Below are 19,250 nucleotides of genomic sequence, written 5' to 3'. Positions count from 1 at the left end.
CGCATGTTTAAAGTAGCATTTGTCCTGTTTTTCTAATACCATGCCTGAGATAGAAACTGCACGATTGCGACTAAGGCACTTCAATCTAAACGACTTCGATTACCTATTTCGCCTCTACAGCGATGCAGAAGTCATGAGGTATCTGTCGCTAAGAACAAGGGAACAAACCCAAGCAAGTTTAAACAAACATATCCAGCAGTGGCAACAATACAACTTTGGTATGTGGGCAGTAATATACAAAGAAACTGGTGTAATGATTGGCCGGTGTGGACTTGGATTTCTAGAAAATACGCCGGAAGTTGAGCTTGGCTATGTGTTTGACAAATCCTATTGGAACATGGGACTGGCAACTGAAGCATCTATTGCAACTTTAAAGTTCGGGTTTTGGGAAGTGAAGCTAGATCGGATAGTAGCTATCGCTCATCCAGAAAACATTGCTTCAGGGCGAGTAATTCAAAAGGTAGGAATGAAGTACGAAAAGAATGCTAGCTATTACGGACATGATGTAGTATACTATGCTGCTTCAACCTCAGAATGGCAAGCGGATGATTCCCTTTACATTTCGTAATCTTAAAACTATTAGAATATCGCACCCCATAAAATCATCGGCGAACAAATTGTTACACATAAAAACCACTGCTACAAATTCAATAAAGCTATAGAGAATATATGCTTTAGGTCTTTGGTAGGGGCGTATAGCTGTGCGTTGCGACTATGTTACTTATATTAATTACTTTATGTATATGCTTTAAGTATGAAACAATACCATATTTTTATCTTAAAGTCTTATATCTAAAGGTAGATGATTAAGGTTAAAATTTGGGAAACCTAAGAGAGGTTCATTCCTAAAAGATGTCCTGCCATTTATCGCAGAATGCAACTGAGGCCAGATGACGCAATCTTTAAATCAAGTCAAAGAGTGGGAACAACGTCGTGACGAAGCAAGCCGCTACTACCAACGGGGGAGATTCCAAGAGTCTCTGGAGCTGACAACGAAGAATTTACACTTGGCTAGATCAATTCCAGACAGAGCCAGAGAAGGTTATACATTAAACGACCTTGGTTTAGCTCACCTCAGTTGCTGGCAACCTCAAAAAGCATTAGAGCATTTTTATCAGGCGCTTTCGGTTGCTGTTGAAATTGGCAACGTGTCAGCACAGGCAACTGCACTTAGCAATTTGGGTTCTACCTACAGCCATCTAGGGCGTTTTTCGCAAGCATTAGAATATTTTGAACAAGCACTGCCAATCTTTAGGCGATCGCAAGATACTCAAAGTGAAATTTCTACTCTTAATGATGTAGCACTAATTTATACCCGGTTAGGAGAACCAAAACGGGCACTGTTGCTGCAACACCAAATTTTGAGGATGCGCCGCTTGTTAGGTGACTTTTCTGGTGAGGCAACAACCCTAAATGGTATTGGGTTTGCTTACAACGTCTTAGGCAAGTTTGAGGAAGCTCTAGAATTTTTTCAAGCAGCGCTTCCAATTCAACGAGCAGTCAAGAATTTGGTTGGTGAAGCAACCACTTTAAATAATATTGCCTCAATCTATAGTGATTTAGGAAAACCGAAACAAGCACTATTGCTTTACTATCAAGTTCTTTTGACACGTCGAGAAATCAGCGATCGCTCTGGTGAGGCAACAACGCTTCATAACATTGGTTATACCTACAGCACTCTGGCAGAGCATCGGCAAGCAATGAAATTCTATAAGCAAGGCATTGCGATTTATCAACAACTCGGCGATGGCCTGGGAGAAATTTCAACTCTGCTGAATATGGGAAGCCTTTACGCCACAACTAAACGCAAAAAAATGGCGCGATCGTGCTATCAAAACGCCCAAGAGTTAGCAGAGCAAATCGAACATCAGCCACTCCTAGAAAAAGTACAGCAGTTTATAGATTCTCTGTAGGTTGATGCAGCAAATTCAGATTCCCGACTTCTTCAAAAAGTCGGGAGTTTTGTTGTTCTTGAAGCTCAAAAAGTTCTCAACTTGGTATAACTATAAGAGGATGTTTGAAAAGATTTTTTGTATACACCGAAACATTGAATATTATTATTTGATAGTAAAGCTCATACTTAAGAAACATATAAATTTTATTAGTTAAGTATATATTTTCAAGAAAGACTGTTAACCTTGATAGCAACGATTCACCTATGACTGGGCAGCCCTTGCCAAAATTTTTGTACTAATGAACCAAATGTCTGAAACCGTACAGACTCTTAAGTTTGAGTATGTAATATTGGATGAGCCAGTTATTAAGCTGTTGATTAAAGAATTTTTCTCTTTCGACAATTTTGCTTTTATAGCTAAAGGTTATAAAATTTACAATTTGTAGCACAAAAGTTTAGAACTACATGAAAAATAGTTGATGACAACAATGAAAGCTACTCATCAAGGAGACCAATGTTTAGTTCTTATTGTTGACAATAAAGAATTTAACCGTCATCAACTGCGACTTTTGGTAGAACAATCAGGGTATCGAGTGGTAGAGGCAAAAGATGGCACGGAAGCAATAAATATTTTTTACCAATTGCACCCCGATTTAGTAGTCCTTGACGCTATCATGCCAGATATGGATGGGTTTGAGTTTTGCTCTGTGTTACAGAGTACTGAAAAAAACAAACATACTCCAGTTTTAATGATTGCAGAACTTGAAAATACTGAGTTAATTGAGCGAGTATTTCAAGTCAGCACAATGGACTATGTTATCAAACCGATTAACTGGCAAGTTTTGCGTCAACGGTTAAGACGCTTAATTGAGCAATCGCAGCTACATCAAAAACTCTTTGCCGCAAAGGAAGAATTGCAGCGATTAGCTACATTAGTGAATATAGATTTTTTAACTCAAGTAGCTAACCGCCGACGTTTTGAAGAGTATATAAACCAAGAATGGCGGCGCATGGCACGCTTACAACAGCCTCTGTCTCTCATCCTCCTTGATGTAGATTTTTTCAAATTTTACAACGATACCTATGGTCATCAGGCAGGCGATCGCGCTCTTATAGAAATTGCTAAAGCCCTTAAAAATATTGTTCAACGCCCTGCTGATTTAGTCGCCCGTTATGGTGGGGAAGAATTTGCTGTGATTTTGCCTGACACAGATGAACTTGGTGCTACGAAAATTGCCGAGAGAATTTGCTTTGCGGTGCGGAGATTGGCTATAACTCATAGTCATTCACAAGTTAGTTCTTATATAACTTTAAGTGCTGGGTTGTCCACAGCAATTCCTAATCCAGGTTCTAACTTTGAAGAAATAGTTACGGCGGCGGATCAAGGATTATATCAGGCAAAGGCAGCAGGACGCGATCGCTTCAGGCATAATAACCTACTAGTTGGCTCGACCTGGAACTATAAATGGCGTAAAAGTAGCGAAGAAATAGCTAGATGTGAGTCTAAATATAGCGGTTTGCAATATTAATCAGTCAAGGAAGAGGAAAGGGGGATAGGCGGGAGAACAGTTCATAGCAGATAAAATTTGTATCTTTCGTTACCGCAAACCATATATTGCTCAACAGGTTACGATCAATTAAGAAGTAATAATTTTCTATGGCAGTGCCAGGAGTCTCTAAATGTTCATTAGTGAATTGTCACCTATATTCAAAGAATTTATCCAGCATCCAGTCTCATTTGTCGGTGGGTTATTCTCTGGTGTGCTTCGGCTCAATCTTGCAGAAGATCCTGTAAAAAGCTGGCTGGATCAACAGACCCGCTCCAATAGTTACACCAGCATCACAACAGATGCAAATAATGGCAAAGCAAGTGGGCCTCAACAGATTTCGATTGATTAAATTTTTGGGTAATCGCAAATCAGACTAATCTTTTTAGTCGCATACTCCCACACTGTTGCAGTTTAGATGAGATCCCCCCGCCTGCGGCGACCCCCTTAAAAAGGCTACCGTGTATACACAAGTCTAAAGTCGTTGATAAATATCGGTTTTACCCCACCCTAACCCTCCCCTTGGAAAGGGGAGGGAATTAGATTTTCCGGTTTCCCCCCTTTGCAAGGGGGGATTAAGGGGGGTAATTCGACTTGTGTATACACAGTAGCTTAAAAAGGGGGGAAATATCAGAAAAAGCCCCTCTTTTTAAGGGGAGCCAGCGCGGTCTTGGGGTTTCCCCAAGTCGAGCGACTGGCGTGGGTTGGGGGGATATCCGAGAGATAAACATGTTGTGGGAATCCATCACAAAGGAACTTTCCATCTCTTCCACATTAAGGGATACTAAAGCCAGGTAATTAGATAGGCAAGGAAATATGGAATCCCTAACCTCTCGTATGCAGGCGGTACAGTCGCCAATTATTCCTGTGGTTGGGGAACTGATTAAAAAGTCTCCTGGAACAATCTCTCTAGGACAGGGTGTTGTTTATTACAATCCACCACCGGAAGCGATAGAATTTTTACCAAAATTCTTAGCCGAACCCGCTAATAATTTATACAAATCAGTTGAAGGAATTCCCCCGTTGCTGACAGCACTTGCAGAAAAATTGCAAACCTTCAACGGTATTGAAATCAATGGGGAAAACTGTATCGTGGTGACAGCCGGGAGCAATATGGGATTTATGAATGCCATTCTTGCAATAACTGAGCCAGGCGATGAAATTATTCTGAATACGCCCTACTATTTCAACCACGAAATGGCGATCGCAATGGCTGGTTGTCGTGCAGTGTTAGTGGCGACAGATGAAAATTACCAACTGCGCCCAGATGCGATCGCTCAAGCAATTACCCCGAAAACGCGGGCTGTGGTGACAATTTCACCAAATAACCCGACTGGAGTTGTCTATTCAAAAACAGCATTGCAGCAAGTAAATCAAATTTGTGGCGTTCAGCGAAGCTGTGCCGGAGGCACTCGCGGCATTTACCATATCAGCGATGAAGCCTATGAATACTTTACCTATAACGGGGTAAAACACGTTTCCCCTGGTGCATTTGCGAGTAGTAGCGAATACACCATTTCTCTTTTTAGCCTTTCTAAAGCCTACGGTTTTGCCAGTTGGCGCATTGGCTATATGGTGATTCCCAAACACTTATTTGTCTCCATCAAACAAGTCCAGGATACGATTTTGATTTGTCCGCCAGTAATTTCCCAATATGCAGCTTTAGGGGCATTGCAAGCAAAAGCGGAGTATTTACAGAGTCATATAGGTGCGATCGCTCAAGTTCGACAATTAGTACTCGACTCCCTTAACCGCCTACAAGGTTTATGTAGCATTACACCTGCCAATGGCGCTTTCTATTTTTTCCTCAAAGTTAATACTCAGATGAATGCTTTGGAGTTAGTTAAAAGACTAATCCAGGAACATAAAGTAGCAGTTATTCCAGGTACAACCTTTGGTATGGATGACGGATGCTATCTCCGCGTTGCCTACGGTGCGCTGCAAAAAGAGACAGCAAAAGATGGTATAGAAAGATTAGTGCAAGGTTTGGAAACTATAGTTAGAAGTTAGAAGTCATTCAATTCTACCTCCTGCCCCCTGCCTCCTTAAAGAAGGCGTTAGACTGTGTTGGCGTACCTCCTTTACAATCCCAAATATAAAATTGAAGAGATGCCAATTATCAATAAGTTAATTGAAATTGAAACTGAATCAAAAATTAATGTTCATAATATAACACCACAAATCCAAGATTTTCTTGCTTCAACATCAATTAAAAATGGACAAATTTTAGTATTTTCTCGACACACAACCACAGCTTTAGCTATCAACGAAGATGAAGTTAGATTATTAGAAGATATAAAAGTGTTTTTGCAAAAATTAGCACCTGAATCAGACAAATATTTACATAATGACTTGCATTTAAGAGATGTCCCAGAAGATGAGCCGATTAATGCTCACTCTCACTTAATGGCAATGATGCTGACTACTAGTGAGATAATTCCCATTGTGGATGGTAAATTAGCTTTGGGAACCTGGCAATCTGTATTGTTTTTTGAATTGGATGGGCCGCGCAAAAGAACGGTATTTTTCCAAATTTCTGGTGAATAATGCAACTTCACATCTGTAATCCTCTCAAATCAACCTAAATCTGAGAGAATTACCTACAGCAATTAAAACCCTAAAAAAATGTTTTCAAGCATAACCTTCCTTTCCACAAACCAAGACTTTCGTTGTGTTAAAGGCAGACGCAATTAGTGATGAAAAATAACGATAACTTTGTATTACGTAATACTTGGTACTATGCTCTGCCTAGTAATCAAATTAAGCCAGGTATGATGATCAGCCGCATTTTCTTGGGAGAACCGGTGCTGCTAGTCCGCAGCCAGGATGGTAAAGTTTCTGCGATGACAGATATTTGTCCGCATCGTGGTGTGCCCTTGAGTTGTGGTAGATTCAATGGGCAGGAAGTGGAATGCTGTTATCATGGTTGGCGCTTTAACCCGGCTGGACGCTGCACTGCGATTCCATCTCTTGTAGAGGAACAGCAGATGGATTTGAGGCGCTTTGATGTGCAGTCATATACAATCCGGGAAGCCCAAGGGAATATCTGGATATATATGGCTGATCCCGATAATCCTCAACCTGCTTCTGAGATAGAGATTCCGGTAATTCCAGGGTTTGGCGATCGCTCTCACCAGTTCGTAGAAGTGGTAAAATTCCCTTGTTTTATAGATCATGCGGTAGTGGGCCTGATGGACCCTGCTCATTCACCTTATGTTCATCGCGCTTGGTGGTGGCGAAGTGAAAAACTGCACGAAGAAGTGAAGCAATTCGATGCTTCGCCCTATGGCTTCACAATGCGACGACACCGATTACCAGCAAATGGGGGTCGATTATACTGGCTGATTGGCGGTGGTGTGCCAGAAACGGAGATTTCTTTTCGTTTACCTGGAGTCAGAATCGAAGAAACTACTATTGGCAACCATCGAGTCGTTAATTTAACGGCAGTTACACCAATTTCAGACACAGAAACTGAGGTAACTTTTGCTCTTTACTGGACGCTTCCGTGGGTGGGGTTTTTCAAGCCACTGTTACATGTGCTAGCGCGGACTTTCATTGGCCAAGACCGAACGGTTGTAGAAAAGCAGCAGATTGGCCTGAAATATAATCCCGTGCTGCGACTGATTAAAGACTCAGATATGCAGGCGCAGTGGTATTACCAGTTAAAGCGAGAGTATGCAAAATCTGTCGCTGAAAGACGAGAATTTGTGAATCCTGTCAAGGGTCAGATACTCCGGTGGCGTGCTTAAATTACTGCAAATTAAATTCTGCAAATTCTCTTTGTCCAAACTGCATATTTTGGTCTATCGCTGACAAAATTTTATTATTGGCACGCTCGCTATTTAAACAGCGACCAACTAACTGTGCGACATCTGCACGATTTATGCTACCAATAATGTGCGGATCTTCAGTTAAAACACCATTACCCGTTGCTGGTTCTGACTTTAGTCCACCAGGACGGATGATTGTATAAGTAAGTCCACTGGCAATTAAGTGTTGTTCAGCTTTGTCTTTCTCAGCTAAAACTTTTCCCAGTACCGCTAAAACTTGGGGTGAGGCAGCAACAACACTATTGCCAGCACCAATGGAAGACACAAGAATAAACTTTTGCACCCCAGCTTTAACTGCTGCATCAATCAAATTTTTATTACCAGGGTAATCGGGTCTTTCTACATCTGATGGTAAACCGCCAATTGTACTGATAACGGTGTGAATCGGTTCATCTGTAAGCATTGCGCGTTCCACATCCTCAATATTCAAGGCATCTCCCAGAACTACCTCAATACCGATTTTTTCTAGTTCATTAGCAACTGCTGTTGTTCTCAGGAGTGCTTTAACTTTTAGCTGTTGTGCTGTGAGATATTGAGCAATTTCTCGACCAACACCGCGACTTGCTCCAGCCAGAAAAATATAAGATGCAGTTGTCATAATAAATTTAACTACTTACGCTCAAAGGATTTTATCAGAGGATTGGCAATAGTTAATAATTGCTCAAGCTCCTGGGATGCTTCTGGCTGGTGGTGAACATAAGTGTCAATAAACAGACCAATAATTTCACTCATCAGCAAACGCAAGTTTTCTTGGGATTGAGTAGCTTCTAAGTCGAGATAGGGTCTAACTGTAGTGGAGTCTGGCTCATCAACTATCGAAAAGTGATTTGCTCCTTCTAAAATTACCAGATAACTATCATTTCGTCCTCCAGTGATTGCTTCTTGGAATGTACGGATGACTGGGGTGGTAGCATCCCCAGGACTTACACCATAGAGTTCACCACTGTTAACCATGAATCCATCACGGGTTCCTCCCATCAGTAGCAGTGGTAGGGAATCTGGTAAAGGCAAGATAGTTCCTGGTTCATACCCTATGGTTAAAATTCCTCTGCTACTTGCGCCATAAGAAAAAGATGCAGCAACTCCAGGGAAAAACCGAGGGTCAGCATTTTCCATAGATACCCTACCACCCGCAGAGTGTCCACCGAGAATGATCCGTTGTAAATCCAACATTCCTGCTAAAACTCCTTGATTTTGTAACTGTTCGAGTTTAGTTAGCAGTGCTGGCAAAGCTGAAGCTGTGGGAGCAGTACGATAAATTGTGGGTTTCATCTTTTCCAAATCAATCCCAGGTGTGAGGCTAATTATGCCTGGTAGACTTTCGGTAATCCAATTAAACAGAACCACTACCAATCCACGTTCAGCCAATTTAACCGCTAGCCATTGGTATTGTTGAACATCACAGTTATAGCCATTGAAAAAAATCACTACTGGAAAAGGTGCCTTTTCTGGATTAGCTGGCTCAATTCCCCTACTTTTTTCTAACTGATCCGGTATCTGTGCTGGATAGAGAATTTTCAGGTGAATGGTATCGTAAGGTGACTGGACACCCTCAACTTTGGCAGCTTCAAAAAAAGCACGAACTGTCATCTGTACCTTCCTTACTATGACTTCAAGAAAATCTTCCTCTCAGTGTACAACTGCTCCTCGCAAGCAAAATCTAATGATCTAAAATAGCGAAGTAACTAAGTAGAAGGAAGAAGGTAGCAGTGAAGACGCAATTAATCGCGTCTGTATAAAAGTTAGAAAAATCATTTCAGTGATTGGCATTTTATGTTGAATGATGTTTATCTACTGGTAATTAAAAAATACTAGTACAAGAATTATACTTGCAGCAGATTTCAGTAAGTATCGTAATAACAATTGTGCCAATTTAACAAATAACTTTTCTTTGGATAAATTTATGGCTAAAAAATTTCAACCCAATCTAGAACAATACCAGGATGTCAGATTATCTGCCACCACAAGAATCTGGGTAATTACAGTCGCCATTCTCGGAGTTTGTGTCCCACTATCAGCCGTTACTAGAAGCGGTGCTATTCTTCCTTTAGTTGCAATTGGTGGCGCGGCTGTTGGTACGGTTGCTGTTTGGCGTTCTGATGAGCAAAAATCAAAAACTAACTATTTGCAACAGCAGCAAATAGAACTGTTAGAGCAAAGATTAGCAAATTTAGAAACAATTGTTAGCAGTGATGACTTGAATTTGCAAATGAAAATTAAACAGATTGAAGCAAGGGATACTTTTGGCGGCTCCTCTGATGTAAGTACTACAACCAGACAACCAAAACGCAAAGGTTAAAATAATTCGTAATTCTTAATGGGCTACACTCTAAGCAAACTTATGACCCAGGCTTTACGCAATTCGTAACTATTATACCGCAAGAGTTTCATTGATTGGGGATGGGTGGTTTACTTTCGCCGTACTGTAGTACGTTATTTTTCTGTGAGTATTTGTTGACTTAACGTTATGGCAACCTTTGAAATCCCTCTCACATTAAACTTTCCTTTGCGGTTATAACTGTTTCTACGGAAACAGTATCTCGTTCTCCATCTCCGTTAGAATTGACTGAGATCACTTGATTCTATATACTTCAACTGCATCAGTTAATGAAATGTCTAAGTACAATAATCTCTATCCTTCCCGAAAGCATCTGCTAATTGCTGTATTTTATTAGACTACTAAGATTACTGTATTTTTAATTAACTAAGGTTATAAACTTGAGTAATTGCATTGGTATAGCTTACCGTAGGTATGCAATAGTTTGCCCCAGGAATGCAGATGGATTGGATTAGCTTACTCAAATCTCAACAAGCTGACTTCCTTCAACGTGTGAAAAAACCTAAAACTTATGACTTATCTTTGCTGGAAAGTCAAGTTAAAGGTTGTCACACTGAAATTATGGCTTTTTGGGGCGAGCCATTGGCTAGACTCCAAGAACTTTCTCGCCAACAAGCAGAAATTCTTGCCAAAAATCCGCCGCCGACGCCACCTGAATATCCTGAACCTCCTGACTGGACGATACCTTTTCCCAAATACTTCCAACAACAAGCCCAAGATTATCTTTTACGGGAGCATATTGTTGACCGGGTGATAACTGAACGCTTAGGAAAATTGGTAAAAAAAGTATCACAAGATACCGTAGAAAACATGGTTTTAGATGATGAGGGAAATTTGTCTGGCGAAAGCAAATTCTCTTATGTACTAAAAGATAATCCTCAGCTAAGTGTTCAAGTTTATGTTGCTGATGGAGAAAGTTTTAATGGTATTAAGAAAAACAAAATTAGGTGGTCGGTTACTCAGGAAGACTTAAGAAAGCACCAAGTATTAATTTTTTTATGTTTGTTTTATCCATCTACAGGTAAGCTAGGATACGACGAAAAACAGAGCATAATTACAGGCTTTTTACCTGCAAATCTAATTGAACTTACTGAACCAAAACTCTACATTAATCCGAGTAACTTGTTGTATGCGGGGGGGTTGAGTTGGTATTTAGAATCACTTATTGGTAAAAAAGACACCTCGCCATTAATTCATGATTTAGCGATCGCAGATACAATACAGACTCTACCATCAGAGCATTGCCTCAAGGATATAGTCGGTGACTGGGAATGCTGGCAGACTTTGCAAGGACACACCAGAGGTATTAATTGCCTAGCTTTCAGTTCCGGGTGTAATAATGGCACTTTACCCATATTGGCAAGTGGTAGTCGAGGAGAAACGAAACTCTGGGATTTAAGCAAGGGTGAATTAATAGATACATTATCAGAGTATCCTTGGGTGATATCTGGGCTGGTGGATGAAGTGAATTCCGTAGCTTTTAGTTCAGATGGACAGACTTTAGTGAGTTGCGGTGCAGATTCCACAATTAAGCTTTGGCATGTAGGCGCTTTAGACTTGATAGATATTTTGCACAAACATAATGGGGTAGTGCGGTGTGCTGCCTTTACCCCAGATGGCAGAATGTTAGCTACAGGCGGAGATGATAGGAAAATTCTGTTTTGGGATTTGATGCAACGTCAGGTTGCGATCGCACTCTCTTTAGATGATACAGCTGCTCATTCCCTAGTTTTAAGTCAAGACGGCGAAACTTTAGTTACAGGTAGTTATCGCAAAATCAAAGTCTGGCGCACCTTACCCCAGACGGGGATAAAAAGTTTAAAGGACGCACAACCACTGCATACCCTTATGGGTCATTCTCACATCGTTCGTTCCTTGGCAATTAGTGCAGATGGTAAAATGCTAGTGAGTGGTAGCTGGGATCAAACCATTAAAGTTTGGCAATTGGAGAGTGGGGAATTACTGCATACTCTGAAAGGACATAGAGATAGAGTATATGCGATCGCATTAAGTCCCGATGGACAAATTATCGCTAGCGGTAGTGCAGATAAAACCATCAAATTATGGCATCTACAAACCGGGGAATTGCTGGGTACGTTTACAGGTCATACTCATATAGTCACAGCATTAGCCTTCACAGCTTCCGGTGAGATGTTAGTTAGCGGGAGTTTGGATAAGACAATTAAAATTTGGCAACGCAGTTAGTAGAGACGCGATTAATCACATCTGTTCATCCATTTTGAACTCCGTTAACAAATCTTTAAACTGTAGTTGATGCGTCATCGGCTGAGACTTAGGGAAGTGTAATCGCATTGACTGATTTGATTTCATTAGACCTGACTTGAAAATAGGGACTGGAGAAGAAATATTTTCATTACTTCGTTGTGAACCGTATTCATGGAGTCTCTTGCAAAAGTGCTTTTTCCAAGAGGGGAAAAAGGACAATACAGAACCTTTCCCCCTTTTCCCGACAAATGCCAAAAAGTCTATTGTCTAATAACCCAAGTATCAAGTTATTACGCAAACGATGAGATCAAAATATAAAGAATATATTAAGCCCAGTGTTTATAACATATCAGTAAGGAAGCGAGAATAAATCAAATTATATTAAGTAATACAAAACGTTTTAAAATCTTTTATAGCAAGGGATTCAGCCTTTATTTGAGAACTAAAATCATCACTACAAACCTTTAATTATTTACGCCGTTCTACTTCCATTTATAAGTTAATAACATAAAGATTATGCGAAGATTTTTCTTAAATTATAGACATACAAGTAATTTTTCGGTATTTAATTTTTATCAGGTTATCTGCATGTTTCCTATTTCCAAGTGTCGAATAATAGATTATTTTTCGTTATTAACACTCTTAAAAGATGTTTTAAAATTTCCGAAGGGTATAATTTTGCACTTTTGACTTAAAACAACTCTAAGGAAAATCTAGGTTTTAGCAAAATACTGAGATGTTTTCCTGTGCTGGCACTTGAAAGCAAAAGACCTGAGTTGACAACCGATGGTAACGCCAACGGCAGTGACTTTAGTCGCTCAGGCACAGCCGACTACCTGACTTTGCACCTCATTTAGAAAAGCCGACGAAGAACCCTAACCCTTTCTCGATAGGAGAGAGGGAAATTTAAAATCTCTGTCAGTCATAGGAGGCTACCATGTACACCCAAGTGCCGCAAAGGTTTCAACTCTTTTAGCCCTATAAATATCCAAATTATGGGTGACTTGAAACTCCATTTCTCCCCCTAATTTTAAGACTAGGGCAATGAAAGCAATTTTCAGATGGGATTTCTAAACTTGTGTGTACACCGTAGCTTATGGGAGGGAAGAGATTTTCCAAATACTGGGAAAGTCAGGTATGAAATGAGTATGTAATAAAATATTTTATACCAAAAAAAGGATTGAAGTAACCTTAATGTCTATATTTACCGTAACTAACACCAAGAACAGTGATGCAGGTTCTCTGCGGCAGGCAATTTTAAATGCCAATGCCTTGACAGGAAAAGACATCATCAATTTTGGTGGAATGTTTAACGATGGACTTGCTCATACCATCAGTTTGGCTGGTAGTAGTCTGAGTATCACAGATGACCTTACCATTCAAGGCACAAATCCAGGCTTACTAACTATTAGTGATAATAGTGCTGACCGTATTTTTGACATTGGCAATGGTGTAACTGTTGCAATCAATGGGCTAACTATTACCAATAGCTACAAAGACGCTGGAGGAGGAGCCATCTCCAATCAAGGCATCCTTAATTTGAGCAACACTACCATCACTGGCAATAGTGCGGAAGACGGCGGTGCTATCTTTAATGAGGGCAGCCTATCGGTGAGCAATAGCACCATCACTGGCAATTCGGCGACAAACAACGGTGGCGGCATCTTCAACTCTGGCATTCTATCAGTCGAGAAAAGCACCATTAGTGACAACACTGCATACAGAGAAGGCGGAGGCATCTACAACTATGTTTTCAAGGAGAACGGCGATCGCAATCTAGGCATCGTTACCGTGACTAATAGTACCATTCGTGCCAACACTGCGGAATACGGAGGCGGCGGCATCTTTGGTTACGAATCTGGCACTATAACGGTGAGTAAGAGCCTCATCAGTGATAACAGTGTCAACTTCAGGTCTAACTACTACGGCGGCGGCGGCATCTTCAGTTCTGGCATCCTATCAGTGGATAAGAGTAGCATCATTGGCAACACTGCGGAATACGGCGGCGGTATCTTTGGGATCTACGAAGGCGCTATAACCGTGAGTAAGAGTCTCATTAGTAGCAATAACGCCAGTAACGGTGGCGGCATCTACAGCAGTGTTACTCTCTCAGTAAATGATAGTGCCATTAGTCGCAACACTGCGGAATATGGTGGTGGTATCTATGACGGTATCAGTCTTGATCAGGGTGATGGCACTATAACCGTCAATAACAGCCTCATTAGTGACAATTCGGCAGGTATAAACGGCTCCGGTGGTGGTATCTATGTTAGCGGCAATACAATTGGCGACACTACAATCGGCAGCACTATAACCGTGAATAATAGTCTCATCAGTGAGAACCACGGCTACTTAGGCGGCGGTATCTACAACGAAGGCACTATAACCGTGAGTAACAGCACCATTAGTAAAAACTATGCAAAATACGGCGGCGCCATCTATAACCCAGGCTTTATCATTCCCGGTTATCATAGCCCAGATGTACTAGTATATGGCAGCATTACGGTAGAGAATAGCACTATAAAATACAATAAGGCTACTACTGGAGGTGGGATATATAATCAGGGCGCCCTATCGGTAAGTAACAGTAGCATTAGTAATAACTATGCCAGAGATTACGGTGGCGGCATCTACAACGAGCCGTTAGGAATTGTTGCCGTGGACTATAGCACTATTAGCGGCAATCAAGCACACTTTGGCGCTGGCATCTATAATACTGCCACCCTAACAGTGGGAAATAGCACTATCAAACACAATAAAGCTTTTGGGATCGAACTCAGTTCTGGTAGTTACGAGTCTGGACATGGTGGCGGTATTTACAACTTAAGCCCTGGCACTACTACACTGGACTACAGCACCGTTCATTGTAACTTTGACACCCCACGAAAGAATTCAACTAAGGTTATCAAGCTTGATAATGTCATAGGTAAATTAATCACTAAAGCTTCATGCGTCAAAATTTAAAACGATATTCTTTTTATCAATTTGTAATTATTTTTAATTTCAAACTACCAAACTTGTATGCTGCTTGAAGCGTTTCTGATCGCCTGAAACTGGGTATTGGTATTAACGTTCCTTTTGGGCTATCTAGCAAATACGATAGTAACTGGGTTGGACGTTACCAGGCAGTCGAGTCTAAACTCACTACTATTAATATTAATCCCACTGTCGCAGGCGTGGATATCGTTGGCTTACAAGTAAGCTGGCAATTTTAACTTGGGCTGTGAGTATTTTCTGATCAATCTTAATTCTTATTCTAGGTAGGGATACTAACTACAGCTTTACCTAAATTCGTCTCGTATTTTTGAAAACTTTAATTTAACTTATCAAAACAAAATAAAAAAACTTGCCTTTTCGGCTTGTCTTACCAGATTCCTGAAAGCGAAATTGGGCAAAATAGTGCTACAGAATTAGGGTTAGCTTTGGTGAAGAAACTAGTGTAATATCTCTGAGGCACAATTGAAGTCACAATCAGTCAGTTAGGTCTGGATAGGTTTTACAATCTGTCTGCCATTAACAGCATTGAAGTGAACGGCGTTATACTTGAACTCGCATTCATAATTTGATTTAAAAAATATTGCGACAAAATAAGAACTTATGAAATCTAAAGCTTTAGAAAAACTTAGAGTAATGATTCCAAATGTACTTATTTTACTGTGACATTAGCGATCGCACCTTAATTAAAATAAAACTATGAAAATCCCCGAATTATTACTTGATTCCATGCTCTCCTGCACAACGAGGCCCTGCACCAACGAATTGACACGACTCAAAGCAGTGTATCAGTTTCAGGGTTTGGATACTGTACCCGATCGGGCATTAGATGACTTGACAGAACTAGCAGCTGATTTGTGTCAAACTCCAATGGCACTGGTGAGTTTTGTCGGAGCCGATCGTCAGTTGGTTAAGTCTAAGGTGGGAATCACATTAACAGAAATTCGCCGAGACCTCACTTTTTGTAACTACACTATTCGCCAGTCAGATGTATTTGTGATTCCAGATACCTTGGCTGATCCCCGCTTTGCCACCAATCCCTTCGTTATAAATTCTCCTAATATCCGATTTTATGCCGGAGTCCCCCTGGTAACAACTGGTGGTTGTGTCCTGGGTACACTCTGCGTCATGGACTTTGAACCGGGCGATCTGAGCCAAAAACAACAGAAAGGATTACAGACACTCAGCCATCAAGTAGTAGCGCAATTGGAGCTAAAGCGCAACACCACAAAGCTGCGTCAAATGATCCCGGAAATCAAACAACTAAAACAGCAATTGATTACTCAGGAATTGGTTGGTCAACAAGATTCAATTCTGTTTAATCTGGCAAATCAAATTCGTAATTCTCTGGATCTGGATACGATTTTACAAACGGCGGTGAATGAGATTCATAGTCTGTTGCAAGCCGATCGCTGTGACTTTGTGTGGTGTCTACCCAACAAAGATCACTTCAACTTTATGGTGACTCACGAAGCGACTAATCCAGAGATCCAGATGGCGCTAGGGGAACTTTCCCTTGGGCATGGCTCCGTTCTAGCAGAAACTATCTTAAATCTAGATATGCTACGAATAGAGGATGTTTCTACTACCTCAGAAGCACTCACCTCGGACGATCGCGCCTTGCTGCATCAACTAGCAGTAACCTCGGTGCTGTTGCTGCCACTCAGAACGCATTCTGGTCAATTGGGTGCTATTGTTTGTCATCACTGTCGCGGTTCGCGCCAATGGACTGATAGCGAAGTCCGGTTACTCAAAGCTGTCACCGATCAAGTAGCGATCGCTCTCGATCAAGCAGAACTATTTGCCCAAACCCGAGCAACCGCCTTTGCCGCTCAAACTCAAGCCACCTATCTGGGGAACGCACTGAGCCAGTTGCAGCAAACTCAAATGCAACTAGTACAGCAAGAGAAGATGTCAAGCCTGGGACAATTGGTAGCCGGAGTTGCCCACGAAATCAACAACCCAGTCAACTTTATTAACGGTAATATTGCTTATGCAAGCAACTATGTTCGGGATTTACTAGAACTATTGCATCTTTATCAGGCTACCTATCCCAATGGAACTGATGTTATTCAGGAAAAGATAGAGACTATCGATCTTGATTTCTTGATGCAAGATTTGCCTAATTTATTGTCGTCGATGCAAATGGGTGGAGAACGAATTCGGCAAATTGTCCTATCTCTGCGGAACTTCTCGCGCCTGGATGAAGCCGAGATGAAACCTGTAGATATCCATGAAGGGATTGACAACACGTTGTTAATTTTGAAGAGTCGCTTGAAATTAACCAGTGCCAAGTTTGAGATTCAAGTGATTAAAGCATACGAAAATTTACCGCCTGTTGATTGTTATGCGGGGCAATTGAATCAAGTATTTATGAATCTTTTGGGTAATGCGATCGATGCCTTAGATGAAACGCCTAATCCGATCATTACCATTCAAACAGAACTCATTAGTAGAGAATCGGGTAGTTCTGATCTATCCCAACTCTCCCACGCAGATAGTGTAGTGATTCGGATTCGAGATAACGGTTCTGGCATGACAGAAACAACTCAACAAAAATTGTTCAATCCATTCTTCACCACCAAACCGGTCGGCAAAGGAACCGGACTAGGACTGTCCATCAGCTATCAAATTGTAGTTGAAAAACATGGCGGCATTTTAAAATGCTCCTCAGAACTTGGGAAAGGCAGCGAGTTCTGGATTCAAATTCCGGTTGAGCCTCTGGTTAAAAGTACTTGAAACGTGTAACTCACCATTCGTGTAATCGAGAATGGATTTGATGAAATCAGGGATCAGTAAAAAAGTATGTGCTAATTAAAACTTGAGTTTGAGATGTTACCCAAGGGTGAAGGACATTATACATCATAAATTTTTGTTGCAAATACTACGGCCTATAGGTAGCGTAAAGTGGACAATTTGACAATCTTTAATACTCAAACTACTTGGCGTATAGTCATAATCTGTCCGCACGCAACAAGAACGCAAGACACTTAGTATATGGTTCGAGAACTCGAAAGAAAACGCCAGAGTGCAAAGTTTCCCGAAACTGCACCGGCTGCTAATCCCGTATTTTTTAGAACCTATAGCCGCCGCACAAAGGCGGGACTAAGGGAAACATGGGATGAAGTATGCGATCGCACTCTACTCGGCTTAGTCGAGTTGGGAAAGCTAACTCAAGAAGAAGCTGCCATACTGGATAAGATGCAGCGTAACTTGAAAGCTATGCCCAGTGGACGCTGGCTATGGGTTGGTGGTACTGACTGGATAACTAAACCAAAGAATTTTTCTGGGGCATATAATTGCACCTCTACCAATCTCGAAGACTGGAGTGCCTTCGGGTTAATGATGGATTTGGCAATGATGGGCTGTGGTACTGGAGCCGTCATAGAACCACAGTTTATTAACCACTTGCCCCCCATCCGTAATCAACTGAATGTTACTGTTCAAGGTGAAATTGGCAGCACTCCTGTCCAACAACGGCGTGAATATACTGAAATTCATATAGAAGGCAATAACGTCACTATTCACGTTGGAGATAGCCGTGAAGGTTGGGTTGAATCATATCAAGCCCTATTAGAACTCTCCACCAATGAACGATTTTCAGGAGAAGTTGAAGTATTAGTTAACATCAGTGATGTCCGTAAAGCCGGAGAAACTCTCAACGGTTTTGGAGGAGTTGCTAATCCTGTTAAATTACCTGGACTTTATCAGCGTTGTGCTTCCATCCTGAGTAAAGCTGTAGGACGACAATTAAATTCAGTTGAATGCTGTCTATTAATTGATCAAGCTGCTGTAACAATTGTTGCAGGCAATATCCGAAGAAGCGCGGGGATGCGTCAGTTTATTGCTGATGATGAACAAGGAGCCACCGCCAAAGATAATTTATGGCAACAAGATGAAAGTGGCAACTGGCGAATTGATCCAGAGCGTGATGCACTCAGGATGGCAAACCACACCAGAGTTTTTCACCGCAAGCCAACCTTAGAAGAATGTTTGAATGCTGTTCGCAAACAATATTATAGTGGCGAGGGAGCAATTCAATGGGCTGGTGAGGCTGTAGCGCGATCAAACATTGATTTGCTGCCAACACAATCTGACAAAGTTAATTTTTTGCAAGCTTATGAACAAGGAACAGCAAAACAGTGGTTACAGGAACGCCATCCAAATATTGATGCTGATGAGCTAGAACATCGTTTAGCTCGTTATGGGCTAAATCCGTGTGGTAAGTGATTTTGCCTCACGTTAAAAACCTCGCAAAAACGGGGAAAGCTGAGATGCTAATCCCGTGGTAATCAAAGGAACTAAAAAGCCTTTGACACCGTACAGCGTAGAGAGTGAAACTAGATTACATCAAAAATTGGTGTCTAGAATATAATCTTTCCAAGAGTGCGGGGACGGATGTGAAAAACACTTTTATTATC

General features: G+C 41.2%; 14 protein-coding genes and 1 pseudogene. 13 read left to right on the top strand and 2 right to left on the bottom strand.

The window, feature by feature from the left end:
* The first annotated feature begins 40 nt into the window (after window positions 1-40).
* The 7 genes from RMZ43_RS07420 to RMZ43_RS07390 all read left to right on the top strand — a co-directional run bounded on the left by RMZ43_RS07420 (window position 41) and on the right by RMZ43_RS07390 (window position 7,190).
* A complete protein-coding gene (locus RMZ43_RS07420; RefSeq protein ID WP_322648926.1) occupies window positions 41-568 on the top strand; it encodes a GNAT family N-acetyltransferase in 528 nt (175 codons plus the stop codon).
* A 322-nt stretch (window positions 569-890) separates the two neighbouring features.
* A complete protein-coding gene (locus RMZ43_RS07415) occupies window positions 891-1,913 on the top strand; it encodes a tetratricopeptide repeat protein (protein WP_322652665.1) in 1,023 nt (340 codons plus the stop codon).
* 469 nt (window positions 1,914-2,382) lie between these two features.
* Window positions 2,383-3,423 carry a diguanylate cyclase domain-containing protein gene (locus RMZ43_RS07410; RefSeq protein WP_416212078.1) on the top strand — a complete coding sequence of 347 codons (1,041 nt, stop codon included), beginning with the start codon at window positions 2,383-2,385 and terminating at the stop codon, window positions 3,421-3,423.
* A 151-nt stretch (window positions 3,424-3,574) separates the two neighbouring features.
* Window positions 3,575-3,793: a hypothetical protein gene (locus RMZ43_RS07405; RefSeq protein ID WP_100900927.1), complete on the top strand. Its 219-nt coding sequence runs from the start codon at window positions 3,575-3,577 to the stop codon at window positions 3,791-3,793.
* Between the two features lie 464 nt (window positions 3,794-4,257).
* Window positions 4,258-5,451: a pyridoxal phosphate-dependent aminotransferase gene (locus RMZ43_RS07400; protein WP_322652666.1), complete on the top strand. Its 1,194-nt coding sequence runs from the start codon at window positions 4,258-4,260 to the stop codon at window positions 5,449-5,451.
* A 99-nt stretch (window positions 5,452-5,550) separates the two neighbouring features.
* Window positions 5,551-5,988 carry a secondary thiamine-phosphate synthase enzyme YjbQ gene (locus RMZ43_RS07395; RefSeq protein ID WP_322652667.1) on the top strand — a complete coding sequence of 146 codons (438 nt, stop codon included), beginning with the start codon at window positions 5,551-5,553 and terminating at the stop codon, window positions 5,986-5,988.
* Window positions 5,989-6,137: 149 nt separating this feature from the next.
* Complete coding sequence (locus RMZ43_RS07390) at window positions 6,138-7,190, top strand: aromatic ring-hydroxylating dioxygenase subunit alpha (RefSeq protein WP_322648931.1); 1,053 nt, start codon at window positions 6,138-6,140, stop codon at window positions 7,188-7,190.
* A 1-nt stretch (window position 7,191) separates the two neighbouring features.
* Here RMZ43_RS07390 and RMZ43_RS07385 read toward each other — a convergent pair whose 3' ends face one another.
* On the bottom strand, window positions 7,192-7,869 hold the full coding sequence (locus tag RMZ43_RS07385; protein WP_322652668.1) for an SDR family oxidoreductase: 678 nt from the start codon (window positions 7,867-7,869) through the stop codon (window positions 7,192-7,194).
* Window positions 7,870-7,880: 11 nt separating this feature from the next.
* On the bottom strand, window positions 7,881-8,861 hold the full coding sequence (locus RMZ43_RS07380; protein ID WP_322652669.1) for an alpha/beta hydrolase family protein: 981 nt from the start codon (window positions 8,859-8,861) through the stop codon (window positions 7,881-7,883).
* A 313-nt stretch (window positions 8,862-9,174) separates the two neighbouring features.
* On the opposite strand from RMZ43_RS07380, the gene RMZ43_RS07375 reads away from it, so the two are divergent.
* From RMZ43_RS07375 to nrdJ, 6 genes and pseudogenes are all read left to right on the top strand, one after another.
* A complete protein-coding gene (locus tag RMZ43_RS07375; RefSeq protein WP_322648934.1) occupies window positions 9,175-9,570 on the top strand; it encodes a hypothetical protein in 396 nt (131 codons plus the stop codon).
* Window positions 9,571-10,050: 480 nt separating this feature from the next.
* Entirely contained in the window at window positions 10,051-11,814 is a 1,764-nt protein-coding gene (locus RMZ43_RS07370; protein ID WP_322652670.1) for a WD40 repeat domain-containing protein, read from the top strand.
* 1,215 nt (window positions 11,815-13,029) lie between these two features.
* Window positions 13,030-14,799: a beta strand repeat-containing protein gene (locus RMZ43_RS07365; RefSeq protein WP_322652671.1), complete on the top strand. Its 1,770-nt coding sequence runs from the start codon at window positions 13,030-13,032 to the stop codon at window positions 14,797-14,799.
* 83 nt (window positions 14,800-14,882) lie between these two features.
* The gene (locus RMZ43_RS07360; protein WP_322652681.1) at window positions 14,883-15,050 is read left to right on the top strand and encodes an outer membrane protein transport protein; all 168 of its coding nucleotides are present in this window, start codon (window positions 14,883-14,885) and stop codon (window positions 15,048-15,050) included.
* A 478-nt stretch (window positions 15,051-15,528) separates the two neighbouring features.
* Entirely contained in the window at window positions 15,529-17,568 is a 2,040-nt protein-coding gene (locus RMZ43_RS07355) for a GAF domain-containing protein (RefSeq protein WP_322652672.1), read from the top strand.
* A gap of 258 nt (window positions 17,569-17,826) precedes the next feature.
* Window positions 17,827-19,056 (top strand): annotated as a pseudogene (gene nrdJ, locus RMZ43_RS07350) (ribonucleoside-triphosphate reductase, adenosylcobalamin-dependent); the annotation flags it as partial.
* Window positions 19,057-19,250: the final 194 nt, after the last annotated feature.

Origin of the sequence: Nostoc sp. CmiVER01 (genome assembly GCF_034531135.2) — a bacterium.
Classification (GTDB): Bacteria; Cyanobacteriota; Cyanobacteriia; order Cyanobacteriales; family Nostocaceae; genus Nostoc.
This window is presented reverse-complemented; position numbering and strand designations above follow the sequence as displayed.